8 protein-coding genes are annotated in these 12,506 nt (G+C 71.5%); 3 read left to right on the forward strand and 5 right to left on the reverse strand.

Features of this window, described 5'->3' with window-relative positions; all coding sequences use genetic code 11:
• The first annotated feature begins 170 nt into the window (after positions 1–170).
• Positions 171–3,983 (forward strand): nSTAND1 domain-containing NTPase, encoded by a 3,813-nt coding sequence (locus tag BBK82_RS11065; protein WP_154697248.1) that lies wholly within the window; start codon positions 171–173, stop codon positions 3,981–3,983.
• Here BBK82_RS11065 and BBK82_RS11070 read toward each other — a convergent pair.
• Positions 3,967–5,025: a glycosyltransferase family 4 protein gene (locus BBK82_RS11070; RefSeq protein WP_170067900.1), complete on the reverse strand. Its 1,059-nt coding sequence runs from the start codon at positions 5,023–5,025 to the stop codon at positions 3,967–3,969. The two genes, BBK82_RS11065 and BBK82_RS11070, sit on opposite strands and share 17 nt — an antisense overlap.
• A gap of 31 nt (positions 5,026–5,056) precedes the next feature.
• Here BBK82_RS11070 and BBK82_RS11075 point away from each other — a divergent pair, with 31 nt between their 5' ends.
• Positions 5,057–5,554, forward strand: coding sequence for a DUF2165 domain-containing protein (locus tag BBK82_RS11075; RefSeq protein WP_065914928.1), 498 nt, complete (start codon positions 5,057–5,059; stop codon positions 5,552–5,554).
• On the opposite strand, the gene BBK82_RS11080 is transcribed toward BBK82_RS11075, so the two are convergent.
• From BBK82_RS11080 to BBK82_RS11090, 4 genes are all read right to left on the reverse strand, one after another.
• Positions 5,529–7,523 (reverse strand): bifunctional diguanylate cyclase/phosphodiesterase, encoded by a 1,995-nt coding sequence (locus tag BBK82_RS11080; RefSeq protein WP_083267911.1) that lies wholly within the window; start codon positions 7,521–7,523, stop codon positions 5,529–5,531. The genes BBK82_RS11075 and BBK82_RS11080 overlap by 26 nt on opposite strands.
• A 271-nt stretch (positions 7,524–7,794) precedes the next feature.
• Positions 7,795–8,928 carry a helix-turn-helix transcriptional regulator gene (locus BBK82_RS53970; protein WP_237048132.1) on the reverse strand — a complete coding sequence of 378 codons (1,134 nt, stop codon included), beginning with the start codon at positions 8,926–8,928 and terminating at the stop codon, positions 7,795–7,797.
• Positions 8,929–8,939: 11 nt separating this feature from the next.
• Positions 8,940–10,109: a hypothetical protein gene (locus tag BBK82_RS53975; RefSeq protein WP_237048133.1), complete on the reverse strand. Its 1,170-nt coding sequence runs from the start codon at positions 10,107–10,109 to the stop codon at positions 8,940–8,942.
• Positions 10,110–10,140: 31 nt separating this feature from the next.
• Positions 10,141–11,328 (reverse strand): Hsp70 family protein, encoded by a 1,188-nt coding sequence (locus BBK82_RS11090; protein WP_065914930.1) that lies wholly within the window; start codon positions 11,326–11,328, stop codon positions 10,141–10,143.
• Positions 11,329–11,552: 224 nt separating this feature from the next.
• Between BBK82_RS11090 and BBK82_RS11095 the strand changes: the two genes are divergently transcribed.
• Positions 11,553–12,476 (forward strand): IniB N-terminal domain-containing protein, encoded by a 924-nt coding sequence (locus BBK82_RS11095; RefSeq protein WP_065914931.1) that lies wholly within the window; start codon positions 11,553–11,555, stop codon positions 12,474–12,476.
• Positions 12,477–12,506: the final 30 nt, after the last annotated feature.

A 12,506-nucleotide genomic window follows, 5' to 3' on the forward strand; every position in this document is an offset into this window, starting at 1 on the left:
GCCCCAGATAGCCGCTACCACTGTGACGGTCTCCCGGTCTCGTGAAGGACTGTGTGGTCGAGGTTGTCAGACCACCTCGCTAGGGTGGGTTCGAAAGGGCCCGTCCGGTGCGTGCACCGCAGCTCAGACGGGCGGTGCACGTTTTCCGGTCCGGACGAGGTGGAGGCCGATTGGGACCCCGTGGCGTCTTCGCGGAGCGCTTCGCGCTGCTCTACGCGGAGGCAGGTGACCCACCTTTGAAGCGGGTCACGGAGTCGGTGACCCGTGCCCGCCGAACGGACGAACGCGGCAGACCGGTCCGCGTACCGGCCCAGCGGGTCAGCGACTGGCGCCGCGGGCGGAACGTGCCGGCGAAGTTCAGCGGCCTGAGCGCCGTGCTGGAGGTCCTCACCGGCGAGGCGCGCAAACGCCGGCCCCAGCCCGCGGTCGACGGGCTCTACGACGTCGAAGTCTGGCGCACGTTGTGGGAGGAAGCACTCGCCAGTCCGGTCGGCGACTCCGAGGACGCACCACCTCCCGACGAAAACGCTGTGTGCCCTTATATGGGTTTGAGCGCATTCGGGCCGCAGGACTCGAATTGGTTCTTCGGCCGGGAACGGGCGACGAACGCACTTCTCGACCGAATGAACGAAAACGGTCTCACCATGCTCGTCGGCGCATCAGGTGCCGGAAAGTCGAGTTTGATGAAAGCGGGTGTGCTGCCCCGCCTCCACAAAGAAGCCGTCATCATTTCTCCCGGCACCGATCCGCTCAAGGAGCTCGCCCTCCAGCTGCCGGAGCTGATCAGCACGCTGGAGGCCGCCGTCGCCTCGGAGGTGCTGGTCGACCTGGCCCAGGAGGTGCAGATCGCGGTCGGCGACCGGGTGGTGATCGTCGACCAGTTCGAGGAGGCGTTCACCCTCGGCGGCGACGCGAACCGGCTGCGGGTGTTCGTGCAGGCCCTGCACGCGGCCGCGGAGAAGGCGGCGGTCGTGCTGGGCGTGCGGGCCGACTTCTACGCCCGCTGCCTCGACTTCCCCGAGCTCGCCGAGGCGCTGCAGAGCAACCAGATGGTGCTCGGCGCGATGTCGGCCGCCGAGGTGCGCGACGCCGTCACGAACCCGGCCAAGGCGGCCGGCCTGCAGCTCGAACCCGGTCTGGTCGAGCTCATGCTGCGCGACCTGGGCGCCCAGAACCGCCGGAGCAAGGACGCCTACGACGCGGGTGCGCTCCCCCTGCTCAGCCACGCCCTGCTGGTCACCTGGCAGCGCAGGCAGGCCGGGCGGCTCACGATCGCCGGCTACCGGGCGGCCGGCGGCATCCAGGGCGCGGTCGCCACCACGGCCGAACGCGCCTGGTCCGACCTCGACGAACCCGGTCAGCAGGCCGCGAAGCAGCTGCTCCTGCGCCTGGTCAGGGTCGGCGACGACACCCAGGACACCCGCCGCCGCTCCAGCCGCCACAACCTGCTGGAGGCGAGCACGAACCTGCCGGCGACCGAGCGCGCGCTCGAGGTGCTGGCGAGGGCCCGGCTGATCACCCTGGACGCGGGCAGCGTCGAGATCACGCACGAGGCGTTGCTGCACGCGTGGCCGCGGCTGCGCGGCTGGATCGACCAGGACCGGGCCGGCAACCTGGCCCGCCAGCGTCTGGAGGAGGACGCGGCCGCCTGGTCCACGCACGAGCGCGACTCGTCGATGCTCTACCGCGGCGCCCGGCTGGAGGGCGTGCGGCAGCAGCAGAACGTCACCGCGCTCGCGAAGGAGTTCGTGCGGACGTCGGAACGCCAGCACCGCAAGAGCATCTGGCTGCGCCGCAGCGCCGTCGCGCTGGTCGCGGTGTTCGCGCTGATCGCGGCCGGTGCGGCGGTGATCTCCGTGCAGCAGCGCAACGACGCCCAGTACCGCCAGGTCGTGGCCGAGGCGGACCGGCTGGCCACGAGCGACCCGTCGCTGTCGGCGCAGCTCCTGCTGGTCGCGCACCGGATGCGCCCGGACGACCAGGCGGTGAACGCCAAGCTGCTGGCCACGCAGCAGGTCCCGCTGGCCGTGCCGGTCGCCGGGCACACCGGCGCGGTCTACCTGACGACGTTCAGCCCGGACGGGACCCTGCTGGCGACCGCCAGCTACGACCGCACCGCGCGGCTGTGGGACGTGCGGGACCGCAGCCGTCCCAGGGAGCTCGCGGTCATCACCGAGCACACCAACTGGTTGAGCTCCGCGGTGTTCTCCCCGAACGGCAAGGTGCTCGCGACCACCGGCCAGGACGCGACGATCCGGCTCTGGGACGTGACGAACCCGGCCGCACCGCAGCCGCTCAAGACCATCGAGACCGGCAACGGCCCCTCCTACCTGCTGGAGTTCAGCCCGGACGGCGAGCTGCTCGCGGCGGCGAACGAGGACCGGTCGGCGCGGCTGTGGGACGTCAGCGACCCGGCAGACCCCAGGCCCGCCGGCGAACCGCTGCGCGACCACACCGCCGCGGTCCGCTCGATCGCGTTCAGCCCGGACGGGAGGACGCTCGCCACCACGGGCGACGACGCGACGATCCGGTTGTGGGACGTCGCCACCAGGACCAGGGTCGGCAAGCCGATGACCGGGCACACCGACGGCATCCACAGCGTGGCGTTCAGCGGCGACGGCAGGCTGCTCGCGAGTGGCTCGGACGACAAGACCGTGCGGCTGTGGAACCCGGCCACGCGGGAGCTGGTCGGGCAACCGCTCGTCGGGCACACCGAGGCCGTGTGGTCGGTGAAGTTCAGCCCGGCCGAGCCCGTGCTCGCCTCCGGTTCCGCCGACGCGACCGCCCGGCTGTGGAACGTCGGCGACCCGGCGACGGTGACCCAGATCGGGCGGCCGCTCGCGGCGCGGGGCGGGTCGATGTTCGCGGTCGGCTTCAGCCCCGACGGCCGCTCGCTCGCGGCCGGGTCGCAGGAGAACACCGCGAACCTGTGGTCGTTGCCGCGCGCGAGGTTGATCGGCCACACCGGCAGGGCCGGGGAGCCGGGGTTCCGGCCGGACGGCGAGCTCCTCGCGACGGGGTCCGCTGACACGACCGTGCGGTTGTGGGACGTCTCGAACCCGCAGGAACCGGCGCAGGCCGGGGCACCGCTGGTGGGGCACGAGCGTTCGGTCGGCCCTCCGGCGTTCCGGCCGGACGGGAAGGTGCTCGTCACCGCGGCCGGCGACCAGACGGTGCGCCGGTGGGACGTGACCGACCCCCGGCAGCCCCTACCGCTGGGCGCACCGATGGTGCTGCCCACCCGGTTCGCGACGGCCGCGCAGTTCAGCCCGACCGGCAAGGTCCTGCTGACCAGCCACGACGACAACTCGGTGCGGTTGTGGGACGCCACGGACCCCGCCAGTCCGGTGCCGCTGGGCGAGCCGCTGACCGGGCACGACGCCTACGTCAACGGCATGGACTTCGCCAGGGACGGCCGGACGCTCGCCACGGCGAGCAGCGACCGGACGGTGCGGCTGTGGGACGTGAGCGACCCCGCGCGGGCCCGGTTGCTGGGCAAACCGATCCAGGACCCGCAGATCGTGCACAAGGCGATCTTCACCGCGGACGGCACCACCCTCGTCACCGCCGGGCAGAGCAGGGTGATCCGGCTCTACGACGTGCGCGACCGGGAGAACCCGCGGCTGATCGGCGAGCTGCACGGGCACACGGGCACGATCACCACGATCTCGATCAGCGCGGACGGCAGGACGCTCGCGAGCAGCAGCGCGGACAGGACGTTCCGGCTGTGGGACATCAGCGACCCGGCCAAGGCGTCCTACACCGGTCAGCAGATCACCGGTGACTGGACGTCCGAGCCGTTCGTGCGGTTCTCGCCGCGGGGCGGGCTGCTCGCGACCGGCAACGCCGACGGCGTCGTGCGGCTGTGGGACCTCGATGTCACGCACCAGATCGAGCGGGTCTGCACGACCACGCGTGGTGCGCTGACCCCGGTGCTGTGGCAGGAGAAGCTGCCGCAGATGGACTTCAGGGACCCGTGCTGAGCCCGGCCGCCTTCTCGACCAGGCCCGTGAGCACGTCCGGCAGCGCGCGCAGGTCCAGATGTCGTCGCACCGCGGCGAGGTTGGCGTCGAGCACGGCGTCGGTGACGGCGAGCAGACCGTCGAGATCGGCCGGGTCGACCACGGTCAGCCCGAGCGCGCGGATCTCGTCCAGCACCGGATAGGGGCCCGCCACAACGGGTTTGCGCGCGGCCGCGGCCTCGCAGACCGGCAGCCCCCACCCCTCCCACGTGGACGGCAGCAGCACGAGGTCCGCGGCGGCGTAGAGGTCGGCCGGGTTGCGGGTGCGACCGCGCACGACACCCGGAAGTTGTTCTGCCGCAGGGCAAGGGGCGTCGTCGGTGAGCCAGTAGCGGACGTCCGGGCGCCGTTCGGACAGCCTGCGCACGAACTCGACCGCGCCGGGGATGTTCTTCGACGTGCCCTCGACCCGTGCGGGGTGCACGACGAGGTAGTCGGATGGCGCGACACCGAGAGCGGCACGCGTTCCGGTGCGGTCGCCGTGCGCGAGACCGACGACGTCGACCCGGTTGTGCACGACCTCGGTGTGCAACTGCGGCCAGCGGGCGAGGAACTCCCGCTGTGTCAACGAGTTGATGAGCACGTGCAGGTGGGCCGGGTGGTGCAGCGGCACGACGTCGCCGTCGACCGGACGCAGCTGCACGCGCTGCCAGGCCGGGTCGTGGTGCCGCAAGATCACCGGAACGCCCGCGGTGAGAGCGTGTTCCTCCCATGCCACCGAGGCTTCCGGCGCGCTCCACAACGAGCCCGCGTTGTCGAGCACGACCAGGTCGTGCGTCGCGCAGAGCTCCTTGACCACGGCGTGGTCGACGGGTGGTGGCTCACCGCCCGGCCGGTCGGCCCACATGCCGCGGACGACGACCCCGGCACCGGAGGCGAAGTGGCCGGCCGCGAGCGTGACCTGCCAGCCGAGCTCCTCGAACGCGCCCGCCCACTTCGCGGCCTCGACGCTGACCCCGTCGAACCCGCCCAGCCGGTGGGAGACGACACAAACACGGCTCACCGGCCGCACCCTATCGGTTACTGTCCGCGCCATGCGTTTACTTGCTCGGGTCGGCAGCTTGCGCGCGGTGGTGGCGGTGACCGTGGGGTTCATCGCGTTGAACATGATCCTCGTGGTGCTCGGCAACATCACGGACTACGGGACGAACGAGGCGTTCGTGCGGCACGTGCTCGCCATGGACACCACGTTCGGCGAGGGACTGAAGTGGCGGGCGATCACCAGTCCCGCGGTCGTGACGCTCGTCTACGTCGCGATCATCGTCTGGGAGGCGATCTCCGCGCTCCTGCTGACCGCGGGCACCATCGCATATCTGCGTGACCGCGAGGAGAGCGCGCGGCAGTTCGCGTCCGCGGGCCTGATGATGGTCGTCGCGCTGTTCCTGGGCGGGTTCATCACGATCGGTGGCGAGTGGTTCGCGATGTGGCAGTCGAAGGACTGGAACGGCATCGGCGCCGCGCTGCGGATGGTGACCATCGCGGGCTTCGCGCTGGTCCTCGTGCACCTCAGTCCGCGGCGGGCCAGCTCGTAGCCGGGCTCCGGCAGAACACCGGCCCGATCCCGGCGTCGGCTCCCAGCTCTTTCCACCAGTCGCGCTGCTCGGCGTCCTCGATCGAGTCGACCACCACGAGCCCACCGGCCTCGTGCACGAACCCGATGAGGTCGCTGAGCACGTGCGACACCAGCTCGTCCGGCTTCTGGCAGCGCCCGGCCACCCGCACCGCCGTGACGCCGAGCGAGCGGACCAGCTCGATCTCGGCGGTCGAACCGCGGAAGTTGCGCGCACCGATGTGAATCCCCATGTCCGACAACAGGTCCAGGTTGTCGGCTGCTTCGCTGTCCTCGGACGCCAGCACGTGCACCGGGAAGCCGAGGAGCAACCGGCCGGCGGGCAGTCCGGTGTCCGCGAGCACCCGGCGCACGTCGCGCACGAGGTCCGGGCTGTTCGCGAGACTCTCGGTCAGGCACACCGCGAGCATCTCGTCGTGCCCCTGCGCGGTCTCCGCGGCCCTGCGCAACATCCACTCGCCGAGCGGCAGCATCAACCCGGTGTGCTCGGCCATCGACACGCACTTCTCGTGCGGGATCGGCCCGGCGTCCCGGTGCCGCCAGTGCAGCTCGGCCTCGACGCACACCCGCACCGCGCCGTCGAGCCGCATCACCGGGTTGAAGACGACGTCGATCTCGCCGCTCTCCCACGCACCGGGCATGACGGCGGCGAGCGCGAAGTCCTCCTGCTCGCGCTTGTCGAGCGTCGCGTCGTGCAGTCCCCACTGCCTGCGCCCGCTGCGCTTGGCCCGCCGGAGCGTCATGTCCGACGCCCGTAAGACCTCGGCCGGGTGGCCGCCGGGGTGCAGCCGCGGCAGCACGCCGATCGACGCCGACACCGCGACGCCGTGGCCGCCGAAGTAGACGGGCTCGGCCAGCTCGTGCTCGATGGTGCGGATGGTGGTGTCGACGTCCGGCGTCCGCGGCCCGTTCTCGACGAGCACGGCGAACTCGTCACCCTCGAGCCGCGCGACCATGGCCTTCTCGCTGGCGAACACGGCGCTCAGCCGTTCCGCGACGAGCTTGAGCACCTTGTCGCCGATCTCGCGCCCGAGCCCGTCGGTGATCACCGCGAACGCGTCGAGGTCGAGGTGGTAGAGCGTGACGCCGTGCTCGATGTCGCTGTGCAGCAACGACTCCAGCCGCGTGGTGAGGTACTGCCGGTTCGGCAGTCCGGTCAGCGCGTCGTGCAGCGACTGGTACTGCAACCGGCCGCCGAGCAGCGTGAGCTGGCTGTCGTCGTCGATCATCAGGACGTAGTGCCGCGGGTTGTCCTCCGCGTCCTTCTGCACGGTCGCCGCGAGCAGCACCCGGAAGAGCTCGCCGTCGCGGTCGAGGAGCCGCGGCCGTTCCTCGACCCGGCGCATCCGCTCGTACTTGAGACTGGCCAGCGCTTCTCTGATCAACGGCAGGTCGGCGGGCGCGATGAGGTCGTCGAGCGTCATGCCGTCGACGTCGTCACGCCGCAGGATCGTGCACAACGCCTCGTTCGCACGCTCCAGCTCCCCGTCGAGGCTGACGATCGCGATGCCCGTCGACGAGTGCGCGAAGATGTCCTCGAACCGCTCCTCGCTCGCCTGCAGGTCGAGCTGCACGGCCCTGTTCGCTCTCAACAGCGCCTGGCTCACGCTCTCCTGTTGCTCCAACACGAGCGCTTGCATCGCATCGGTGTAACCGGCGGCCATCTCGCCGATGACCAACGCACCGCGTTCCATGTCTTTGGTCTCGTGCGCCACGAACCGCGCGAGGATCTCAACGGACTTCCTGAGGCTGTCCGCCCCGACGCAGTGCATCTCGACGAGCCGCGTGCCGACCCTGGCCGCGATCTTCGGATCTCCGGTGAGCGCGTCGGCGACGACGTTCAGCAGCTCGTGCAGCTCCTCGGCCAACCGGGCGGCGGAGAGCGGGACGTAGGAGGTCCGGCTGACCTTGACGGCCCAGTCGCGCGCCAACTCGTCACGTCCAGGCGGGCGTGACGGTCTGGCGTCGTCCTGGCTCGGCAATCGATCCACCTGACCTGCTCGACGAGCAACGGTGCGGAAGCCTACCGCCAGCAAACCACATCGTCCCAATGCGCGGCGGCGTTCGCCTCATCGGGCGAGGCGCGACCTCGGTGCGTTACAGGATTTGATCGCTCGATCGGAGCAATTTCCTCATGGAAGGGCGGGTGGCGAAGGCCGTCGATTGGTTCATGTGGGTGGATCGGCTGTGGAGGGGGCGCGCTCAGGCGCCGGTCCCCACGATGTGCCTCAACTGCGCCAGCAGATCACTCCGGCTCGTACTCCCCAACCGCTGCCTCATCCTCGCCATGTGGTGCTCCACCGTCTTGGCCGAGATGAACAACCGGTCCCCCACCTGCTTGTACGTCATCCCCTCCAGCACCAGCTGCGCGACCTCCCGCTCCCGCTCGCTCAGCTTCCCCGCGTCCTCGACGACCACGGGCGCGTCCTCGGTCACCCGGCGGGCCGACACCGGGCGTCCCTGCAGCAACCGGGCGCAGTCCAGCAGCCGCACCATCGCCTGGCGGTCGGAGGTGCGGATCGCCGCCTGGCCCGCCAGCCGGGCCGCGTCCCACCAGAGCCCCACGGCGTGCAGGCTGCGGGCCGCCTCCTCGACGCGGTCGGCGTCGACCTTGCCGGCCACCACGTCCAGCCAGCTCTCGGCGGCGGTGGAGATGATCGCGCAGTAACGGCTGTGGTCACTGGAAGAAGCCAGCACCGCCGCGTGCTCCTCGGCGGCGGTGTGGTCGTCGTCGATGATCGCGGCGTGCAGGAGGCTCCAGTGGAGCTGGGTCGACCACAGGGGCGGGTTGCCCAACGCCTCCAGCAACGACACGGCTTGCGACAAATGCGGGGCCAGGCGGTCCTGGTCGCGCAACCGGGCCGCGGCGGCGGCGAACTCGCCCAGGGGCAACAGGGAGAACAGGTCGACGGGGTGGCGGAGGACGGCCTCGCAGGCCTGTTCCCAGGTGCGGCGGAGGGTGGCGAGGTCGCTGTTGCGGCGGGCCACGCCCACCTCGAGGGCCACGGCGAAGATCCAGTCGCGGGGTTCGAAGGCGCCGCGGACGGACATGAGGGTTTCGCGGGCCACGGCGAGGTTGCCGCGGAGCATGTGGAGCCAGGCCTGCAACAGCTTGTGGCGCACCGACATCAGGACGCCGCCGGTGCCGGTTTCGACGGCGCGGTCGAGGACTGACTCGGCCACGTTCGGTTCGCCGCAGTGGATGGCCACCAGTGCGGCCAGGGACGCCGGGCTGTCGGGGAGCAGGACGGCGCCGCCGGCGGGTTCCAGCATGGAGGAAGCGCGGACCAAAGTGGACAGTGCGGCGGTGTCGGAGCCGGCCACGGACAGGCGCACGCCCTGCAGCATCAGGGAGGCGGCACCGCCGAGCAGGGTCGGGGGCTGGGCCGGGGTGTCGTCGGCGGGGGTGCCGGTGCCGAGGGCGCCGATGCCCGCGAACGCGGCGGCGTAGGGGTGGCGGCCCAGCGGAAGAGCTCGGTGCTGCGGGCCAGCTGGCCGCGGTGGGCCAGTGCCACGGCGGCGACCTCGGCGGCGGTGCGGCGGTGCGGGAGTCCGGGCGCTGATGATCTGGTCCGCCAGGCGGAGAGCGGAGTCCAGGTCGCCCGCCATGGCGGAGGCGGTGGCCCACTGGGCGGCGGTGTCGGACGGGATCGTGCCGCCGCCGGTGGAGGCCTTGAACAGGCGGGCGGCCAGTGCCGGGTCGGAGGACAGGGCCTCGCGGCGGCGGCGGCGAAGACCGGGCCGCCGATGCCGGTGCCGACGAGCGGGCGGACCAGGTCGAGGACCGGGCCGCCGCGGTCGAGCTGGAGCTGGGCGAGGCGCTGGCGGACGGCGATGCGGCGTTCGGTGCGGGTCAGAGCGCCGACGGCCTTCAACGCGAGGGGCAGCAGCGTGCCGTCCTCGGCGAGCAGGCCGGTGGCGCGGGCGGCCTCGATGATGTCGCTGACCTCGTCGAAGTCCTTGTCCAGCAACGCCGAGAGCAGGTCGAGGCGCTGGGCCGCACCCGCTTCGGCGGCCAGCAGGAACTTCTGCAGGTCGGGGTCGAGCCAGTCGAGGTCGCCGCGGAACGCCGACAGCGCCTCGGCGGACACCTCGGACGCCGCGCCGAGCCGTTCGACGTACGCCGGTACGCCACCGGTCTGCGCGTGCACGAAGTCGACCACGGGGCGAGGAGCGTGCAACAGCTCGCGGACCTGGTCCTTCGACAACGGCGCCAACGGCACCACGACCGCGCCACGGGTCAGCTCGGCCAATGCGGCACGACGGGGCCACGGACGATATGCCAGCACCAGCAACGGTTCCGCGGCCAACGCGCGCAAGGCGGCGTCGTCCAGCAGGTGAGCGTCATCGACCACCCGCACGGCGGGGTTCGTGATCTCACCGAGGAACGCTGTCTTGCCGTGACCTCCTGGAGCCGCAACGACAACGCGCAGGCTTGTGCCCGGCGACGAGTCGTTGATCCGGTCGAGGACACCCCGGGCGGAGTCGTCCAGCACCAGTCGGGCTCGCGTGGTCACGCTCAACGGCCATCCTCTGCAGTGGGGGAAGTCAGTCGGAACGGGAGCCGGACCGGCGCCCGGTCGGCTTCAGCACCCGCGTCATGCGCTTGGACCGCGGCGGCGGCAGCTCCAGCGGTGAGACGTCCACGGGCGGGCGGGGTGGTGGTGCGGTGAACTCCTCGTCGTCGGCCTGCGCGACCTCGCCGACCGGGAACCGCAACGACGCCTCGCGGGTGTGCACGAGCACGGACGTGTCCAGCGGCTCCGGCTCGGCCTCCGGGCCGACGACCACCAGCCGTGCGGCGACCGCGGCGCCCTTGGCGACGGAGTGCTCCGGCGCGGCCTCGGCCAGCACCCGGCAGTCGACGGTCGCGGACAGCGCGTCGCCGAACACCGGCATCCGCACGCCACCGCCGACCATCAGCACCGCCTCCGGCTGCACCGCGCCGGCCGCCCGCACGAACGTGGCGACCAGCTGGTCCACCGCGGGCCGGATCTCCTCGACGAACTCGTCGCGGGTCACCTCGACCCCGGCCACCACGACCGACGGCCCGAACGCGCGCTTGGCCGCCTCGCACTCCGCGACCGACACGAACGCGTCCTTGCCCAGCCGGCCGCGCACCAGCGCCGCCAGCGCGTCGTCGAGGTCGCCGCCGACCGGCTGGTCGACGCCCTCGACGTGGTTGACCAGCTCGAACGTCCTGCCCTGGGTCCGCCGCACGACCGAGGCCGAGAACGCGTGGCTGCCCAGCGAGAACACCGCCAACGTCGAGTCGGGCAGCACACGGGCGCGCACGGCGTGGTTCTCCGCGGCGGCCAGCGGCTCCGGCACGAGCGTCACGTCGTGCACCCCGACCTGCCGCAGGGCCCCGTGGAGCTGTCCCCGGCGATAGGGGCCCCACCCGGCCGGGTGGGTGACGGCCACGTGCCGGGGCTGTTCACCCTGTCGGGCGACGACGTCGTTGATGACCCACATGACGAGCAACGCGGTCAGCTCCTCGGCCGGGACCACCTCGGGACCCAGCGAGAACGGCACCGCGTCCCCCACCCTGCGGGCGAAGCCGGACGCGGTCCAGCCGACGGGGTCGACCTCGCCGACCGAGAATGTCCCCGCATCCGTGAGCTGCAGCAACGAGGGAACGACCAGGACGATCTCGGCGTCCCTGCCGCCCTCGAGACGGCACACCGCAGCCGTGGTGCGGGTGGTCCCCACATCGACTCCGAGTACGTACGACACGTCTCTTCCTCACCTGTTCGCAGCAGCGACCAGTACCTACACGGGTGATGGAAGCACGCTCAAGCGATGCCCCTAACCCCTTAGGGGGTCAACGAGCGTCACCCCATCGGGGAACGGGGATTCACTGGGAGCTATCCCCGATGTTCGTGGAGTGCGGCTCTCCTACGTTCAGCGACAGCCCCAACTGATACGCCTACCCGTGTTCGCAACAGGAGAAACCTTCGATGATGTCGTCGCCCGGCACGCTCCACGACTTCGTGCTCAACCTGCTCAGCGACCCGGCCCTCAAGGCCGCGTTCGCCAACGACGCCCAGGGCACCCTGGAGCAGGCCGGCCTGGCCGACATCACGGCCCTGGACGTCCAGGAGGTCATCCCGCTGGTCCTCGACCTGGTCCCGGACATCGACGGCCTGCCCGCCGTCGACGGGGTGGACCTGGACCTGCCGGCTGACGAGCTCCTCGCCGACGGCCCGCTCGGCGCCATCAGCCAGCTGCAGGCGGTCGCGTCTCAGCTGACCTCGTCGGGCCTGTCGCTCAGCGACATCCACACCTCGTCGGCGGGCGTGCTCGCCGCCGACGAGAACGGCCTCAACATCATCGCGGCCAACAAGACGCTGGGCGAGTACACCTCGACCAACATCGGCCTCGACGGTGACTTCTCCGCGGTCGGCGACGTGGCGAGCGTCCTCGACCAGACCACCTCCCCGGTCACCGGCTCCGTCCTCGACGTGGCCGACACCACCGTCTCCACGGTCGACTCGACCGCGCTCACCACCGTGTCCGCGGTCGTCCCCGGCACCGACTCGGTGCTCGGCCAGCTGGGCGGCGTGACGGGTCTGGCCGACGGCCTGCTCGGCGCGGTCGGTGGCGGCGACGCCGGCCTGGGCAAGGTCCTCAACGTCTCCGGCGTGAACGACCTGGCCGGCGGCAACTTCAGCGTCCACTCCGTCGAGACCGTCGACTCGGCCGAGAACGTCCTCGGCGGCGTCACCGGCACCGCGACCGGTGTCGTGCACTCCGCGACCGGCCTGGCCGGCGACACCGCGGGCGTCGGCGACGTGCTCGGCGGCGTCACCGGCACCCTCGGCAACGTCACGCACAACGTGCCGGTCGTCGGCGACCTGGGCCTCGACGGCCTGCTCGGCTGATCTTCCCTCCCGCGCGCGGAGCCGGCCCTG

Origin of the sequence: Lentzea guizhouensis (genome assembly GCF_001701025.1) — a bacterium.
GTDB lineage: Bacteria > Actinomycetota > Actinomycetes > Mycobacteriales > Pseudonocardiaceae > Lentzea > Lentzea guizhouensis.

Coding starts and splice junctions, on each gene's coding strand:
- BBK82_RS11075 (WP_065914928.1), top strand. CDS start 5,057: ATGCGTTTACTTGCTCGGGTCGGCAGCTTGCGCGCGGTGGTGGCGGTG.
- BBK82_RS11095 (WP_065914931.1), top strand. CDS start 11,553: ATGATGTCGTCGCCCGGCACGCTCCACGACTTCGTGCTCAACCTGCTC.